At 71.4% G+C, this 15913-nt stretch carries 19 protein-coding genes; 8 read left to right on the forward strand and 11 right to left on the reverse strand.

Translation table 11 applies throughout. The annotated features are described in order from the left end of the window. Positions 1 to 56 precede the first annotated feature (56 nt). The gene (locus tag AAFN69_RS13920; RefSeq protein ID WP_347728761.1) at positions 57 to 779 is read left to right on the forward strand and encodes a ribonuclease H; all 723 of its coding nucleotides are present in this window, start codon (positions 57 to 59) and stop codon (positions 777 to 779) included. A gap of 146 nt (positions 780 to 925) precedes the next feature. Here AAFN69_RS13920 and AAFN69_RS13925 read toward each other — a convergent pair whose 3' ends face one another. Both AAFN69_RS13925 and AAFN69_RS13930 read right to left on the reverse strand, forming a co-directional pair. Beyond that, on the reverse strand, positions 926 to 1681 hold the full coding sequence (locus AAFN69_RS13925; RefSeq protein WP_347728762.1) for a hypothetical protein: 756 nt from the start codon (positions 1679 to 1681) through the stop codon (positions 926 to 928). Positions 1682 to 1916: 235 nt separating this feature from the next. Further along, entirely contained in the window at positions 1917 to 2252 is a 336-nt protein-coding gene (locus tag AAFN69_RS13930) for a metalloregulator ArsR/SmtB family transcription factor (protein WP_347728763.1), read from the reverse strand. Between the two features lie 71 nt (positions 2253 to 2323). Between AAFN69_RS13930 and AAFN69_RS13935 the strand changes: the two genes are divergently transcribed. After that, positions 2324 to 2716: a DUF3703 domain-containing protein gene (locus AAFN69_RS13935; protein ID WP_347728764.1), complete on the forward strand. Its 393-nt coding sequence runs from the start codon at positions 2324 to 2326 to the stop codon at positions 2714 to 2716. A gap of 52 nt (positions 2717 to 2768) precedes the next feature. Here AAFN69_RS13935 and AAFN69_RS13940 read toward each other — a convergent pair whose 3' ends face one another. Both AAFN69_RS13940 and AAFN69_RS13945 read right to left on the reverse strand, forming a co-directional pair. Then, complete coding sequence (locus AAFN69_RS13940; protein WP_347728765.1) at positions 2769 to 2978, reverse strand: hypothetical protein; 210 nt, start codon at positions 2976 to 2978, stop codon at positions 2769 to 2771. 386 nt (positions 2979 to 3364) lie between these two features. Next, positions 3365 to 3904: a MarR family transcriptional regulator gene (locus AAFN69_RS13945; RefSeq protein WP_347728766.1), complete on the reverse strand. Its 540-nt coding sequence runs from the start codon at positions 3902 to 3904 to the stop codon at positions 3365 to 3367. A 411-nt stretch (positions 3905 to 4315) separates the two neighbouring features. Here AAFN69_RS13945 and AAFN69_RS13950 point away from each other — a divergent pair, with 411 nt between their 5' ends. Together AAFN69_RS13950 and AAFN69_RS13955 are read left to right on the forward strand one after the other, a co-directional pair. Next, a complete protein-coding gene (locus AAFN69_RS13950; protein WP_347728767.1) occupies positions 4316 to 4735 on the forward strand; it encodes an SgcJ/EcaC family oxidoreductase in 420 nt (139 codons plus the stop codon). Between the two features lie 292 nt (positions 4736 to 5027). Next, complete coding sequence (locus tag AAFN69_RS13955; protein ID WP_347728768.1) at positions 5028 to 5480, forward strand: hypothetical protein; 453 nt, start codon at positions 5028 to 5030, stop codon at positions 5478 to 5480. Between the two features lie 110 nt (positions 5481 to 5590). Here the strand turns inward: AAFN69_RS13955 and AAFN69_RS13960 are convergent, their stop codons facing one another. From AAFN69_RS13960 to AAFN69_RS13985, 6 genes are all read right to left on the reverse strand, one after another. Further along, the gene (locus AAFN69_RS13960; protein WP_347728769.1) at positions 5591 to 7306 is read right to left on the reverse strand and encodes a SulP family inorganic anion transporter; all 1716 of its coding nucleotides are present in this window, start codon (positions 7304 to 7306) and stop codon (positions 5591 to 5593) included. Beyond that, positions 7303 to 7434 carry a hypothetical protein gene (locus AAFN69_RS13965; RefSeq protein WP_347728770.1) on the reverse strand — a complete coding sequence of 44 codons (132 nt, stop codon included), beginning with the start codon at positions 7432 to 7434 and terminating at the stop codon, positions 7303 to 7305. Before AAFN69_RS13965 ends, AAFN69_RS13960 begins: the two co-directional genes overlap by 4 nt. A 539-nt stretch (positions 7435 to 7973) precedes the next feature. Next, the gene (locus AAFN69_RS13970; RefSeq protein WP_347728771.1) at positions 7974 to 9194 is read right to left on the reverse strand and encodes an ABC transporter permease; all 1221 of its coding nucleotides are present in this window, start codon (positions 9192 to 9194) and stop codon (positions 7974 to 7976) included. Beyond that, positions 9191 to 9994: an ABC transporter ATP-binding protein gene (locus AAFN69_RS13975; protein ID WP_347728772.1), complete on the reverse strand. Its 804-nt coding sequence runs from the start codon at positions 9992 to 9994 to the stop codon at positions 9191 to 9193. The genes AAFN69_RS13970 and AAFN69_RS13975 overlap by 4 nt, the downstream gene beginning before the upstream one ends. Beyond that, positions 9991 to 11055 (reverse strand): peptidoglycan-binding protein, encoded by a 1065-nt coding sequence (locus tag AAFN69_RS13980; protein WP_347728773.1) that lies wholly within the window; start codon positions 11053 to 11055, stop codon positions 9991 to 9993. Before AAFN69_RS13980 ends, AAFN69_RS13975 begins: the two co-directional genes overlap by 4 nt. Further along, complete coding sequence (locus AAFN69_RS13985) at positions 11052 to 11573, reverse strand: hypothetical protein (RefSeq protein ID WP_347728774.1); 522 nt, start codon at positions 11571 to 11573, stop codon at positions 11052 to 11054. Before AAFN69_RS13985 ends, AAFN69_RS13980 begins: the two co-directional genes overlap by 4 nt. Positions 11574 to 11698: 125 nt before the next feature. Here AAFN69_RS13985 and AAFN69_RS13990 point away from each other — a divergent pair, with 125 nt between their 5' ends. The 4 genes from AAFN69_RS13990 (at position 11699) to AAFN69_RS14005 (ending at position 15519) form a co-directional block, all read left to right on the forward strand. Further along, positions 11699 to 12379, forward strand: a complete 681-nt coding sequence (locus AAFN69_RS13990; protein ID WP_347728775.1) for a response regulator transcription factor — start codon at positions 11699 to 11701, stop codon at positions 12377 to 12379. A 119-nt stretch (positions 12380 to 12498) separates the two neighbouring features. Next, on the forward strand, positions 12499 to 13629 hold the full coding sequence (locus AAFN69_RS13995; protein ID WP_347728776.1) for an ATP-binding protein: 1131 nt from the start codon (positions 12499 to 12501) through the stop codon (positions 13627 to 13629). Between the two features lie 368 nt (positions 13630 to 13997). After that, positions 13998 to 14291 carry a hypothetical protein gene (locus AAFN69_RS14000; RefSeq protein ID WP_347728777.1) on the forward strand — a complete coding sequence of 98 codons (294 nt, stop codon included), beginning with the start codon at positions 13998 to 14000 and terminating at the stop codon, positions 14289 to 14291. After that, on the forward strand, positions 14284 to 15519 hold the full coding sequence (locus AAFN69_RS14005) for an MFS transporter (protein WP_347728778.1): 1236 nt from the start codon (positions 14284 to 14286) through the stop codon (positions 15517 to 15519). The genes AAFN69_RS14000 and AAFN69_RS14005 overlap by 8 nt, the downstream gene beginning before the upstream one ends. 78 nt (positions 15520 to 15597) lie before the next feature. Here the strand turns inward: AAFN69_RS14005 and AAFN69_RS14010 are convergent, their stop codons facing one another. Then, positions 15598 to 15888: a hypothetical protein gene (locus AAFN69_RS14010; protein WP_347728779.1), complete on the reverse strand. Its 291-nt coding sequence runs from the start codon at positions 15886 to 15888 to the stop codon at positions 15598 to 15600. Positions 15889 to 15913 lie beyond the last annotated feature (25 nt).

A 15913-nucleotide genomic window follows, 5' to 3' on the forward strand; every position in this document is an offset into this window, starting at 1 on the left:
CCGCCGGGCGCGTACGAGCGCTCGGGGTACGGGCCGGGCGGTGTGGTGCGGGTGGCATGATCGGGGACATGAATGACCGCATTGTCGGCGCTGCCGACGGTTCGTCGAAAGGCAACCCCGGCCGAGCCGGGTGGGCGTGGGTGGTTGCCGATGCGCAGGGTTCCCCGCAGCGCTGGGAGTCCGGCCCGCTCGGCACCGCCACGAACAACGTCGCGGAGCTCACCGCGCTGCAGCGCCTCCTGGAGTCCACCCCTGCCGACACCCCGCTGGAAGTGCGGATGGACTCGCAGTACGCCATGAAGGCGGTGACACAGTGGCTGCCCGGCTGGAAACGCAACGGGTGGAAGACGGCCGGCGGCAGCCCGGTCGCCAACCGCGCCCTGGTCGAGCGCATCGACGCCCTGCTGACGGATCGTGAGGTGAACCTCGTCCACGTCCCCGCGCACCAGGAAGGCGGGGACCTGCTGAACGCGATCGCCGACCAGGCCGCCAGCGACGCGGCCGCCACTCAGGAACCCGCCGGCACCGCCCTCGGCCACCATGAGCTGCCCGTCCCCGCGCCGGAACGGGCCGGACCGGCGCGCGGTGCGCGCCGTGTGGGTACTCAGCGGAAGACGGGCGGCGCTTCAAGCGGCAGCGCCCGGACGATCACGGCGAAGTTCGCCGGCCGGTGTTCCTGTGGAACCGCCTATGCGGCCGGTAGCAAGATCACCAAAGTTGGCGCGGGGTGGGGGCACCCGGGCTGCCGGACAACGGAGCAGGGGACTGCCGGTCGGTGAGTCCGCCGGGACCGGGAGCGCCGGTCTCCCGCTCTCCGGGGCACGGGCCTGCCCGAGAGGCCCGTGCCCCGGTCCGCCGGGTTGCGCGGCCCGCGCTCGCGCTCTCGGCCGCATTGATCTTGGCGGGTGGAGGGGCGACAGTGCCGTCATGGTGTGGGCGAGGCATCGGTGAGTGACATCCAGTCGCGGACTGTCTCCTGGTGTGAGCCGGTGGCCGTGCCGGCGGACACGGCCGCCGCCTCCTGGACGGAGCACGGCGTTCCCGCGCGGGTGAGCAGGCGCAGGGGCCATTCGGGGCCCGTGCCGGGCGGTTCTCCGTCGAAGGCGGACCAGTCCCAGGGGCCGTCGAATCGCCAAGCGCGGCCGGCGGCATCGGCGACCTCGTCACCGGGCCGGAGCGACGCGTACGGCCGCATCAGCAATTCAAAGGTGAAGGGGATCCCGTCGCCGGGGTGAAGGGTGTACCCGGCACCGTCGAGATCGCGTTCATCCGGAAACTCGCAGGAGGACAGGCCGCGACGCAGGACGGTCACGGTCAGATGAGGGTGCGGCAGCCAGACCGTCTCGAGCGGCGGGTCGTGGTGATCGACGGCCGTCACATGAACCACGGTCGGCGGCACTCCGACCCGGCAGACATCGCCCGCCCTCAGCCGCTCGGGCGGCGGGTCGGTCCGGAAGAGTTCCGCCTCCACCGCGCGAGCGGCGTGCCCGCCGCTGTCCACGCCCAGGGCGACCATCCCGTTCCAGCGCTGGAAAGCATGGCTCGTGTCGATTTCCCACCACGGCCACCGCACCGAAACGCTGTCCAGCGTCATGCCCCGCTCGACTCGGGCCGGCGTGAAGGGGCAGGAAACCGACAGCACATCACCGATCCGGAAGTCACCGGGATCCGCATCCGTCATCCGGCCAGAGTAGGCGGGGCATTTGAGTGGTACGGAGAGAGGTGCCGGTGTCAGCCGGACGAGCTGAAGGTGTTCATGTGTGTGCAGAGGCCGGGCAGAGGTCCCGTCGCCATCAGTGCCCTGTACCCCTCACCCCTGAGGAGTGTTCTCGAACGGCAGTGGCGGCCGGGTGGCATGGGGCGACCGTGCGCAGTGCCCCTTGCCCTGCCGGGCGTCGCGGCCGGAATGGCCTCGCTCAGCAGCAGCCCTCGGTGTCCGCGTCCGGGCAGGTTCGGTCGGCCTCGACCGCCAGAACCGCCTCGCGCAGATCGTCCAAGGCATGGCCGAGCCGGGGGTCGGCCAGTTCGTAGCGGGTACGGCGCCCTTCGGGTACGGCGATGACCAGGCCGCAGTCCCGCAGGCAGGCCAGATGGTTCGACAGCCGGGTGCGGGAGATGCCCAGGGCATCGGCAAGGTCGGACGGGTGGGCCGGGGTCTCGCGCAGTACGAGCAGGAGGCGGCAGCGGATCGGGTCGGCCAGTGCCCGGCCGAACCGGATCAGGGCGTCGAGGTCGGGGGCTGGGCTCAGCATGGACAAGACGATACACGGATGCTTGAATCCACGAAATCCTGAACTGTTGAATCCGGACCCCTGGAGACGCCGTGCCCCGCGCCGCCATGCCCCCATCCCTGCTGGCCGTGTTCACCGCGGAGATGGCGACCGCCCGCACTCCGGGTCCCCTGCCGCAGTGCTGGCGTGCCATTGAACGCGCCCACATCCTGTCCCAGCCCTGGGCCATGCCCCACACCCGCACCCACGCGGTGATGCTCCGCCTCGCCCTGCGCGAGCGCGACACCCGAGAAGTCCTCGGCCAGCTCATCCGCCTCGCCGTCGCCGCCCCCGGCTCGGCGGCCGGGAAGTACCCGACCGGCAACACCGGCCGGACCCGTGCCGGACTCACCACCCCCATGCCGCTCCCCGGCGACCTTGCCGCACTGCTCGCCGAAGCCGGAATCGCCCTGCATCCGAATCCCGGACCCGCCGGGCGCGAGTGAGCGGCCCGGGAGCCGGCCACGACGAACCGGATGGCGGGCGTCGGCGGCACGATTACGGTTCGTTCAGGTATCGGAGACGCTCCGGCTCCCGCCCCGCCAGGGCATCTGGAGCGGCCACCCCCGGCGCCCGGCAGACTTCCCCGACCGTGCCCTTCGCGCAGAACCACTCGTCACATTCCGTCGCCGCCCGGATCGCCGGCTCCGGGTGTCCGTGGTCCAGCAGGAGTCTGCCCACCTGCCGGGCGGCATCGCTCGTACTCATGGCCCGAAGCGTGGAAGCGGCCACTGGCAGGCCGTGGAGAGGTGTTGCGCCGGGGCGTTCGACGTGCGGTGAGACGGCGCCTTCCCGCCGTTCCGCTCCGGATGCGGTCGTGACCCGGGATGGCCGGCTGTTTCGGAACGAGTTCGGAGAGGGCCGGGTTCCGTCCGGTGCGGCTGGTCAGAGGCGCCTGAACGGGCAGAGCCCAGCTCAGGCGCCTTCTCGTCGACCTCCGGGAGAACCCCGGCGAAGTCCGCGTAGCGCTTGCCGGGGGCGCGGTGTCCCGGTCTCCGATGGGCCGGCTCGCCGTGCGATGGGCTTGCCGCACCCCCCGCCCTTCGGTGGAGGGATGACTGCCCATGACCTCGGGGGTGGGCGGGTTGTCGGCGTCAGCCGCGCGGATGCCGTTCGGCTGATTCCGGTGCGGAGGACGTCGGATGGATGTCCGCGCTGTGGGCTTGGTTCATGTACTGGTCGAGTCGGTCCTGGTTCTCGACAAGGAGAAGGCACAGGTGCCGCAGCCGGGTCAGTTCGGCGGGGGTGAAACCGCGGAAGACCGTTGCCATGGCGACCTGGGTGGGGCGCCGGAAGGACTCCAGCCAGGCCAGCCCGGCGGGTGTGATCCGGGCCAGGACCGAACGCCGGTCATGCCGGTCGGGGACCCGCTCGGCCAGCCCGTCGCGTTCGAGGGTGTCGACCAGCCCCGTGACATTGCGCGAGCTCACGCCGGCCGCCTGGGCCAGTTCGCCGATGCTGATTCCGCCTTCGGGCCCGGAGCTCAGGCGAATCAGGAGGTCGAGCCCTCCTGCGCTGAGCCCGCGTCCCTCCGCTCCGCGGGCGCGCAGGCGTTCGATGGTGTGGAAGGCGCTGCGAATCGCTCCGGCGCTTTCCAGGGCGAGGGTGCTCTCTCCCGCGCTGAACTGGGCCATGGCGGATCTCACTCGGGGGTCGAAGAGGCTGCCGTCCGGGTCACGGTCGAGACCTGACTGAGAGTTATGTACGTGCTTCATAATGAAGCAGGACTCTAGTACCGACTTCACGATCTGCCCAGCCCCCTGCCCGATCCCGCGCCATCACCAGGTGATGTGCACGAAGCAGGATCGCCCGGAGGGCGGTGCCCGGGTACGAGGGCCGGGTACGAGGGCCGGACGGCGTCGGCTCACCCGGAAGGCGCGAGATGTTGCGGCTCGACACCGTGGACAGTCTGCTGAGAAGGGCCCTCGTCCGATCCGGGTGAGGTGACCGGCGGATCAGCGGCCACGCCTGTGCCTTTCGCGGCCGGAGGCTCGCACTCGCCCCTGGAGCGCCGGGCATCCCTGTGACTGTGAAGGAATCCGGCCATGACCACCGACAAACACCCCGACACCGGTACCGAGTCCGCTGCCGTCCGTGAACTGCTCGGCACCTATGAAACAGCCCTGAACACCTCGGATGCCGGCCTGGCCGTCTCCCTCTACAGCACCCGAGGCGTGTTCCTGCCCTTCCAGGGCCCCACCGCCACCGGACCGCAGCAGCTCCTTCAGGGCTACCAGGCCATCTTCGCGGCCATCCGCCTGGAGGTCGCGTTCACCATCGACGACATCACCGTCGACGGGGACACCGCCCACGCCCTGACCCGCTCGGCCGGACACGCCACCGACCTCGCCTCGGGAACCCGCTCACCCGAGCACAACCGCGAGCTCTTCGTCTTCGACCGCACCGCCGATGGCTGGCGGATCGCCCGCTACATGTTCAACAAACCCCCCACCGGGACCGCCTGACCGCACCGGGCCCGAGGGCCCGGGGCGACGCCGGCGGGCCGGTGATGATGCACAATCCTGGAATGACGGCGGACGGGGGCGGGCGCGCCTCGTTGCAACAGCGTGCGGCGACAGCCCAGTTGTCGGCCACAGCGCCCGCTCCCGGTCCTCCGTTCCTCCGCCGGGCAGTCGCGTTCCCCGGGCCCGGAGAACGCGAGCCCGGCCAGAAAGGCAGTGATCTGTGAGAACCCGGTACACGGCCGTCGGAGCCGCTTCGGCGCTGTCGCTTCTCCTGGCGGGCTGCACACCTGTCGTGTCCGGCCAGCGGTCGTCCGATCCCGTGGTGCTGGTCAGTCAGGTCTCCCACGGGGTGCGTTGGCAGCTGAACGCGTCCATCGGCGAGGACGGCCTTCTCTGCATGTCGGTGGACGGCCCCAAGGGCCCGGATACCGACACCCCATGGTCCTCCGGCGGGTGCGGTTTCGACTCCTCTCCCTCCGGCGGCCACTACATGGCGGGCCCGGGGCCGGGTGCCGGGGACGCGGACATCATGTACGGGCCACTGCCGGAAGCCGCCACGGATGTGCGGGTGACCAGCGGGAAAGTGGTTGGCTCCCACTCCTTCCCGGCCGGCAGCGGACTGCCCGCCGGCCGCTACTGGTACTCCTTCGACCCGTCCGAGGACACGGACCCGGACACGGGGAGGACCGCGGACCCGCAGCCCCTCGACGCGGCGGGCGACGAAGTCGCGTTCACCGACTTCTGAGCGGGATCAACCGGACGTCGTCGAACTGCCGGACCCGGTGGCCCGGTGACCGGGCGCCGGGGGCCTGGCAGCCGCACGGTCCGCCGCGCCGCGGGAAGGGGTCCGGCGCGTCACTCGCGGTCGGCCGCCGTCCGGGCGGCGATCCAGGCGCGGGCTTCCGCGTCGGCCCGGTCGAGAGGGGCCAGCAGGGCGGGTTCGGCCGGGACGATACCGCCGTCTCCGAGCTGCTCGGTGATTCCGGTGCGTTCCAGCAGGGCGGCGAACGACGGCTGCACTCCGGCGAGGACGAGTCGGCCGCCCTGCGCACGCAGGGAGGCGGCGTAGTGCCTCAGGCGCTTGAGGATCGCCGAGGAGGGAACGTCCGGGGCCGCGCGCACCACCAGGATCAGTACGGCGTCGCGGGCACCCTCGACCCTGGGCAGTGCGGCCTCCAGACGCGGCAGCTCGGCGAAGAGACTGCTGCCCTCGTAGTTGAGGACGGTCACCTGGCCGGGTGGCAGCACGGCGGGCGTCCCGGTGGTCGCCCAGTCACCCCGCCGGTCGCGGCTCAGGGCGACGAGACCGGTCCGCCGGGCCGCCTGAACGCAGTAGAGCAGGAGCGAGAGCACCGCGCCGATGACGATGGCCTGCTGGAGCGGGAGCTGTGTGGTGACGGCGAAGGTGACCGCCATGGCGGCGGTGGAGAGCACGGAGGTGTGCAGGACCAGGGAGATGTCCGCACGCTTGCCCCAGAGCAGCTCGCCGCCGACGATGAGGATCAGGCCGCCGATGACCGGCATGGGGATCCGCTCCGCCAGCGTCCCGAACGCCAGGACGACGACAGCGAGGAACACCCCGGAGATCACCCCGGCCCAGCGGGTCCTCGCCCCCGCACTGGCGGCCACACCGGTACGGGAGAGCGAGCCGCCGGAGGGCAGTGCCTGGAAGAGGCCACCGCCGAGGTTGGCCACCCCCTGGGAGACGAAATCGCCGTTGACGCGCGAGCGCGTGCCGTCCGGGTTGGGTACGGAGGGGGCGACACTGGCGGCCTGGGCGAGGGCGACCAGCGCGACCGCGACCGCCCCGCCCAGCAACTGCGGCATCGCGCTCCACGCCGGCGCGGAGAAGCCGGGCAGCGCCGCCGGGATCCGGGCGATGTCCCTCACCAGTTCCACATCCGTGCCCAGGATCGCGACCCCGGCACTGACCACCACCATCGCGATCAGCAGAGCCACCGCTCGCAGGCGGCGGACCAGCCGCGCGAGCGCCCAGACCCCGATGGTCACCACGGCGACGAGAGTGGGCGCGAGCTGCCAGTTCCCGATGCCGGTCAGCCAGTTCCACAACTGGAGCAGTTTGTTGTGCCCCGGCGGCCGGTAGCCGGTGGCATCGCCGAACACACCGGTGATGATCTGCAGGGCGATTCCGGTCGCGAAACCCGTCATCACCGCGTTCGACACAAAGCTGAGCGCGGCACCGAGCCGGAGTGCGCCCATGAGGAGCATCACCGCGCCGACCAGCACCGTCAGCGCGGCGACATTGCCGCCCGCGTGGGGGTCGAGACCCGCGTCCTTCAGAACACTCTGCCCGGTCAGCGCGATCGCGCTGGTGAGCGTGGTGATCATGAGGACCGTCGGTGCCGTGAGGGAGCCCAGGATCGGCGGCACCACTCCCGCGTAGAGGCCCGCGACAGGGTTGAAGCCGGCGATGGAGGCGTATGCCATGCCCTCCGGAATGCTGAACAGGCCCGTCACCGCGCCGGCGGTCGCATCGGCCTTCGTGGGCCGCCCGACCCGGGCGAGCCTCCCGCCCCACACGGCACGGGGACGCAGCCCGCCGCGTTTCACCGCGTGGCCCGCGATGGTGTGCCGCCGGATCCGTCCAGCCCCCGGGCGTACGGCTCCGGCGCACGGCCGGTCGGGCCCTCGGCCTCGTCCAGTGCCCCCAGCGCGATGGCCGGGGCGCTGACCGCCATCGAGATGTCCGCGAGCAGCCGGAGACCGTACGCGCCGTCACGGCCGGCGCTCCGGGACGGCCCGAAGCCGGTGCATGTCCCGGCACATGCTCCGGGCAGCGGCGATCGTCGCGCCGGAATCCGTACGGGCCGCCGTCCCGGCACGAGAGCCTGCGCGGGGCATGAGCGCCCGGCGGTGACGGCAGTGCGGCTCCACCGCGCACAAGGTCCCCGCCGCGTCCGGACACGACCGGACGGATCATGCGTGACTCCGTACGGCGAGGGTCGGAGTCGCGAGAATTCCGCAGGCAGAGTGCTCTCCCGGGCCGATGCTGCACAAAGACGTGCCTCCCACTCTGTGCAGTGTGCGACAGCCCTTCACGCTCCGCACTCCGGCCGTCCGGCGAGATCCCCTGAAGCGAGGAACATCCCCATCCGGCTCGCCTCCGGTGCCGACCGGGCCGAAGGGGCACGCCGCGCCGTCCTCCCCGCCCCGGCGCTCAGGCCCCGGGGACGGTGAGCGGGAGTGCGGCATTCGGGGCCCCCTCGAACCGCCCGCCTCACGCCGCGTGCAGCGCCAGCGTCGGCGACAGCCGGGACGCCCGTACCGCCGGATAGAGGCCCGCGACCGTGCCGATCACCAGCGTCGCGCCGAACCCGCCACCGACCGCCCAGAGCGGAACCACCCATGGCAGGCCGCTGCTCGTCGCGTACACGCCCGTTGTCGCAGCCCCGAGGAGGATGCCCGCCACGCCACCGAGGCCGGACAGCAGCAGGGACTCGGTCACGAACTGGCCCCGGATCTGACCCCGGGTCGCGCCGATGGAGCGGCGCAGTCCGATCTCGTACCGCCGTTCGAGCACTGAGATGATCATGGTGTTGGCCACTCCGACACCGCCGACCAGCAACGCCACTCCGCCGAGACCGAGCAGCAGACTGCTGAACGCGCCCTCGGTCGCGGCCTTCGCCCGGAGGCCGGCCGACGGGTCCGTGACGTCGACGTTGCGCGGGGTCCGCGGGTCCACGGTCCGGGCGACCAGGTTGCGTACCCTTTCGACCTCGGCGTCCGCCGAGCGTTCGTACAGCGTCGTCGGGTGGCCGTCGAAGCCGAGCCTGCTCCTGCCGATGTCCCACCCGACCAGCGCCGAGCGCGCGATCTCGGGTGAGAGCGGCAGACCGTCGAGGATGCCGAGGACGGTGAAGTAATCGCCGTCGACGTACACCCGCTGGCCCGGCCGGGAGATGCCGAGGCGGTCCGCCGCGACATCGCCCAGAACGACCGCCGGGTACGACCCGGTGGCCTTGTTGAGCCAGGTCCCGGTGCGGACCTTCCCGCGCAGGGTGGCCAGCAGGCCCTCGGTGGCGGCCTGGACCGTGATTCCGCCGGTGATGTCCTCGGAGATCTTCTCCGAACGCCGTACGGAGTGCTCCAGCAGGCCGGTGCCACCGACATGCTCGACACCGTCGATCCGGGCCACCCTGCCGACCGCGTCCTCGGCCATCGGGATGCTCTTCCCGGTCAGCAGGTCGGTGCCGGGAGTGACCTTCAGCATGTTGGTGCCGAGCTTGTCGAGCTCCTGGAGGACCCTTTCCTCGCTGGACGCCGAGATGCCGACCACCGAGATCATCGTGGCGATCCCGATGGCGATCCCCAGGGCGGACAGCACCACCCGCAGGGGCCGGCTGCGCATCCCGGCCGACCCGGTGTGCAGGATGTCACGCGGGCTCAGCCGGGCCGCCCTGAGCGTCGGCCGCTGCTGCCGCTTCCGGTGCGCGGTCATGGGGCGTCACCCAGTCCCCGCGTACGCAGGTCTCCCCGCGCCGTGCTCCGGGACGGCGCGCCGTCCCGGACGACCTGACCGTCCCGGATCCGCACCTGCCTCGGCAGCATTTCGGCGATCTCCGTGTCGTGAGTGATGACGGCGATGGTCGCGCCCTCCCGGTTCAGGTCGTGGATCAGTCGCATGACCGCCTCGCCCGACGAGGTGTCCAGCGCGCCGGTCGGTTCGTCCGCGAGCAGCAGGTCGGGTTCCCCGACGACCGCGCGGGCGATGGCGACACGCTGCTTCTGACCGCCGGAGAGCTCGTGCGGGCGGTGTCCCAGCCGGTCGCCGAGGCCGACCCGCTCCAGGGCACGGGCGGCCCGCTTGTGCCGTTCGGCACGCGGCAGCCCGGAGTAGAGGAGCCCCTCGGCCACATTGTCCCGGGCGCTGATGCCCGGGACCAGGTGGAACGCCTGGAAGACGAAGCCGATGTGCTGGGCGCGCAGCGCGGAGAGCTCGCGGTCGGAGAGCCGGCCGACATCGTGTCCGGCGATGGCCACCGAGCCGGCCGTGGGCCGGTCGAGGGTGCCGACGATGTGCAGGAGGGTGGATTTTCCGGAGCCCGAGGGACCGACGATCGCCAGCAGTTCCCCCGCGTTGATCGTCAGGTCCACCCCGCGCAGCGCGGCGACCCCGCCCGGGTACTCCTTGGTCACCCCGGCCAGCTCGACCACGGGGGCCGGGTCCTGATCCGGGACGGGGGCCGGTGCCACGGGTCCGGCGTCCGCCGCGCGCGGGTGCGGGGATGCGCCGCTCATGACGCCGGCACCCCGACCTTCATGCCCGCGCTCAGCCCGTCGCCCGTCACTTCGACCCGCCCCTGGGCGAAGAGGCCGAGCCTCACCTCGATCTCGCGTGCCCTGCCGCCCTCGACAACCTGGACGCCGAAGGAACCGTCCTCCAGTGCGAGCAGCGCGCCGACCGGGACACTGAGCACATTCTTCCGCGTCTCACCGTCGAATCTCACCGTGGCCGGGGACTTGTCGAAGCCCTTGACCTCGGCCGGATCGTCGAAAGTGACGATGATGCCGATACGCGGCGTCTTGTCGGCCGGGTCCGAGCCCGGCTTCGCCACGGAGGCGACGGAGGTGACGGTGCCCTTGGCGGTGGTGCCGTCGGGCAGCTCCACCTCGACCTTGCCACCGGGCCTGGCCGGCGACGCCTCGGAGACCTTGGCCTCCAGACGTACGACACGATCGGAACCGGTCGTGGTCAGGACCGCCTGGCCGGGTGCCGCCTGGTCGCCCACGGCCGGGCCGGCGCTCCGGACCCGTACGGGCCCGGCGGCGAAGGAGATCTGCTCCGGACCGACTTGACCCGTCTGCTTCAGGCCGTGCGCCTTCTGCCACCGCTTGACCGCGCCGGCGGTGCCGGCGGTGTACTCGTCGTCGACGGCGAGCCCGGTCCCGTGTCCGAGGCCGCGGAGGTTCTTCTCCAACTGCTGTACGTCGGTGCCCTTGGAGCCGGCTCTCAGCGTGCGGTACATCGGCTCGGCGCCGTACATCAGCCGGACGTCCTTGCCGTCGAGCGCGTACAGCCTGCCGTCGCGTCCGACCTCGGAACCGCTGGGGGCGATCCAGGTCAGCGTGCCGGCCGCGCCCGCGTTGACCTTGCGCTGCCGGGAGTAGCCGAGGGTGCCGTCGATGCCGGTGCTGTTGCTCAGGTCACCCCTGATCACGGCGGCGGTGGCGGGCGGGAGACCGGCCCGGCCCTCCCGGTCCTCCTCGGCCCTCGGTTCGCCGAGCGCGGTGACGGCGAAACCGCCGCCCGCGACAGCCGCGACCAGCACGACGGAGACCGCCATGGTGCGGCGCCTCACGCGGCGCACTCGTTCAGAGCCGTCATGAACTGGTCGGGGTCGGCGCCCTGGGGGACCCGGAAGGGCTCGGTCATGCCGCCCTTGGCGGGCTTGGGGTCCGGCATGGTGAAGCCCTTGCCGCGCAGACACTGGATGATCTTCAGCTGCTGGTCCGTCTGCTCCTGGTCCGAAGCACCGTCGCCGCCCTGCATCGAGGTCCCGCATGCCTCCAGCGCCTTCTGCCACTTCTCCGGCGGAGTGCCCTCCGGCGGGGCGAGCAACTGCGCGCGCGGGTCCGTGCCCGGCGGGAGGTCGGCGATCCTGATGCCCTTCTCCCGGAGGCATTTACGCCGTTCCTGGTCCTTGTCGGCGAGGTCCGCCGCGCTGTCGTCCCCGCCCGAGCCGCCGCCCGGGGCGGCCGACTCCCCGGACCGGGAGGAGTCCTCCCCTCCGCCGGAGGAGCCGGAGCACCCGGAGACGAACAGGGCCAGACCGGCGATGCCCGAGGCGACGGCCACGGCGAGTTTGCGATTCCTCATGGTTCCACTTTCCTCATGGACGCACCTGTGTGCGGACGGGAGGAACAGTGGCCGACGAGGCCGTGTCGCTTCTCTTACCGACCATGTCACAGCGCCGAAATGTCACCGTCGGGTAAACAGGGAACATGCGTGTACTACTGGTGGAAGACGAGGCGATCCTGGCCGAACTGATCGCCGAGGGGCTGCGCCGCGACGCGATCACGGTGGACATCGCCCACGACGGCGCCATCGGGCTGCGAAAACTCCTGACCAACGACTACGACGTGCTCATACTCGACCGCGACCTGCCCGGTATGCACGGTGACGAGGTCTGTCGGCGCGTCTTGGCGCAGCGCCTTCTCACCCGCGTACTGATGCTCACGGCATCCGGGACCGTGCGGGACCGCGTCGAGGGCCTCGGTCTGGGCGCCGACGACTACCTCACCAAGCCGTTCGCGTACGACGAACTGCTCGCCCGGGTCCTGGCACTGGGGCGCCGGGCGCAGCCCGCGCTGCCGCCGGTGCTCGAACAGGGCGGCATAGTGCTGGACATCCCGCGGCGGCAGGCCAGCCGGAACGGGCATCACCTGAATCTGACCCGCAAGGAGTTCGCCGTACTCGAAACGCTCATGCGGGCCGACGGCTCCGTCGTCAGCAGCGAGGATCTCATCGAGAAGGTGTGGGACGAACACGCGGGGTATGACACCAACCCGGTGCGGGTCGCGCTGAGCCGGCTGCGGGGGAAGCTCGGGGAACCGCCGGTGGTGGAGACGGTGCCCGGGGCGGGATACCGCATCGCGTACAGCGCGGCGCGGGGCGAGCGTTGACCGCGCGCCCATGCGCACGCCGGGCTCCGCAGCGGATTCCGCGTGTCCGGCTCGCGAGTGAGCGAGCCCGTCTCACCGCCCTCTACGGGGGCCTGCTGATAACGGCCGGATGTGTGCTGGTGACGGTCATCCATCTGCTCGTCCGGGACGAGCTCGAATCCCGCGTCGTCAATGCGGTGGATCCGGAGCTGAAGGGTGTCTGGACCGACCTGCGCACCGGCGATCCCGCCGAGTTCATCTCGTCGGCGGAGGCGGGCAGCCACGCGGTGACCCAGACCGTGCAAGTGGCCACGGCCGCCACACTCCAGCGGCTGCTCACCGTCTCCGCCATCGCCCTCGCCGTCTTCGCCGCTCTCTCGGTTGTCCTGGCCTGGTGGATGGCGGGCCGGGTGCTGCGTCCCGTCGGCCTCATCACGACCACCGCGCGGAAGCTCTCCGGTGAGAACCTCCATCAGCGCATCGACCTCAAGGCCCCGCCGGGCGAGCTCAAGCAACTCGCCGACACCTTCGACCAGATGCTGGGCCGGATCGAGCAACTGGTCACCGCACAGCAGCGGTTCGCCGCCAACGCCGCGCATGAGCTGCGCACACCACTGGCGGTCCAGCGGGCGCTCGCCGAGATCGGTCTGGCCGATCCCGACCCCGGGCCGGAACGGATCAGATGGATCCGGCGCCAACTCATCGAAGCCGCCGACAACAGCGAACAGCTCATCGAGTCGCTCCTGCTCCTCGCCGCCAGCCACGGAGGCGGCCTGGAACGCCGTGAACCCGTGGCGCTCGGCGAGACCGTCGCGAGCGTCGCAGCCGGTTTCGGCGACGAGGCACGGACGCAGGGGATCACCGTCAAGGCATCGACGGACCCGATGACCGTTGAGGGCGATCCGGTACTCCTCACCCATCTGGTGAGGAATCTGATGGGCAACGCGATCCGCTACAACCACCGCGGCGGCACGATCGGCATCAGGGCCGCGGCCGGGGACCGCAGCCTTGAGATCACCAACACGGGACCGGCCGTTCCCGACGAGGACGTGCCGCTGCTCTTCGAGCCCTTCCGCCGGCTGAAGGAACGCAGACACGCGGCGGGCGAGGGAGTGGGCCTCGGTCTCTCGATCGTCACCTCCATCGCCCGCGCCCACGGTGCCGAGGCGACGGCGGAGGCGAACCCGGGCGGCGGACTGACCGTCCGGGTGGTGTTCCCGGATTACTCGGGCGGATCACCCGGGAGCTCATGCGGTGCCGGCCGCTGGTGAAGCGCCGCGCCGGACCGCGTCGAGTGATCTCGTGGCATCGGGCCCCGTCGCCCCGGCCACCGCACGCGGATCCCGCCCGGCGGACGCCACCGGCCGATGCGCGACGATCGCGCCGTCGCCGGGGATCGGTTTCCCGCAGGCGCGCGGGAAGGTCCGTGAGGGGGCGCGCGGGGAGGTCCGTGACGGGTTCGGGACGCCGGTGGGCGGAGTGCGAGGGCGCGGTGGGAGAATCGCACATCAACCACCTTCCGCGAACTGCCCGCCACGAAGCGGCGATTCAGTCCGTACCCGCACGCGCGACCCGCCCGCACGCCGGGGACGGGGCCGCCCGCGGGCCCATCGCCGCGGAGACAATGAAGGACTTCTTCGTGCATCTCACCAAGGCACAGCGAGAGCTGTTCGTCCGTACGCTCCCGGGCGCCGTCGTCGCCCTCCGGCTCCGGGACGATGACATCAGGGCCGGCATCCTCCCCTTCGCCGGAGCCGCCGGAGCCGCCGGAGCCGTCGGAGCCGCCGGAGCTGCCGGAGCCGCCGGAGCCGCCGGCATACGCGGACTGCCGGACCCGGACATGATGTGCGGGGACCTCTCCACGGTGGGCCCGTCGGTCCATGAACGGGAGATCGAGGATCGCGTCGAGCGCAACTCTGTCCACCGTGTCTGAGGCGCCGGCCGAGTCGCCCGTACACGAGAAGAGCGTGTTGCCGCAGGGGCTCTGGTCCCGGGATTTCACCCTTCTCTTCGCCGCCCGGACGATATCCGTGCTCGGTGATCAGATGCTCATGCCGACCGCGATCACGGTGGCGGTCCTCCAGGCCGGGCACGGCATCAGCGGGGTCGGATACGCACTCGCGGCCCATGGCGCGCCGCTGGCGCTCTTCGTCGTCCTCGGCGGTGTGCTCGTCGACCGGTTCACGCCGATCAGGGTCATGATCATCGCCGACCTCGCCCGCCTTCTTCTCCAGGGCGGCTTCGCCGCCGCCTTCATCCTCGGCACCCCGGACCTCTGGCTGATCGTCACGCTCCTCGCGCTCGGCGGGACCGCCACGGCCGCCTTCCAGCCCGGCTATGTGAGTGTCATCCCGCGCACGGCCCGCGACGTCCAGAAGGCCAACGCGGCGATACGTGTCGCCGAATCGCTCATGACGGTGCTCGGGCCCGCCCTGGCCGGAGTGCTCATCGCGGTCTCGTCCGTCTCGGTGGTCCTGATCATCGACGCCGCGACCTTCGGCGTCAGCTGCGCCTGTCTGCTCGCCATGCGGCTGCGCCTCTCGCGAGCGGCGCGGAGGTCGTCCGTGCGCGGTGACCTCGTCCAGGGGTGGCGCGAGTTCACGTCCCGCACCTGGCTCTGGGGCGTCATCGTGATCTTCATGCTCTTCCAGGCGACCGTGAACGGCCCCTTCCTGGTGCTCGGCCAGAGCCTTGTCACCCTGGAGTACGGCGAGGGCACCCTCGGCTTCGTCATGGCGATGTTCGGCGCCGGGAGCGTCCTCGGCGGCCTGATCGCGGTACGTCTGCGGCCGAGGCATCCGCTGCGCGCGGGCGCTCTCGCTCAGACCGGTACCGCGGTCTGCGTGGTGGCGGTGGCATCGCAGGCGCCGGTGCCGGTGATGGCAGCCGGCTATGTCGTGTGGGGTGCCGGTGCGGCGTTCTGGCTGGTCATGTTTCACACGGCGGTGCAGACGAAGATCCCGCCCGATGCTCTGGGCCGGGTCCACGCCTATGACGTCGCGGGTTCGGTCGTCATGCGGCCGGTGGGCCAGATGGCGGCCGGTCCGGCCGTGTTGTGGATGGGGATGACACCGGTGCTGTTCTTCTCCTCGGCGATGGTCCTGGTCACGGTCGGACTGCTGCTCGCCGTCCCCGCGATCAGAAACCTGAGACGGGAGTGAGGGGCCCGCCGGCCCGCTGTCCGCACCGGGGACATCACCGGAGCCGGGACGGCGCCGGCTCCCGGGCAGAGCTCGGCCTCACGCCTCGTCGGGATCGTTGACGAGCAGCCGCGGGTCCACATCGGTCAGATCATCGACGCAGTCCAGTTCGGCCGCCGCCGACAGCAGCCGCTCGTACTCCGCCCGCCCCAGGAGGAGCCGCGAGGAGTTGACCGTGTTGACGAGGTAGTCGATGGCCGTGTCCGGCTCGCCGTTCGCCACCAGCTCCCGGACCGAGGTCAGCGCTCCCACCGAAACCCCCCGGGCCGCGGCTCTCTCCTCCAGGGCGTCCACCACCGCGTACACCGATGCCGCTGTCGTCCGCGTCATGACCGCCGTCCATTTCACTTCTCCG

Source organism: Streptomyces sp. CAU 1734 (assembly GCF_039888735.1).
In the GTDB taxonomy this organism is placed as follows: Bacteria; Actinomycetota; Actinomycetes; order Streptomycetales; family Streptomycetaceae; genus Streptomyces.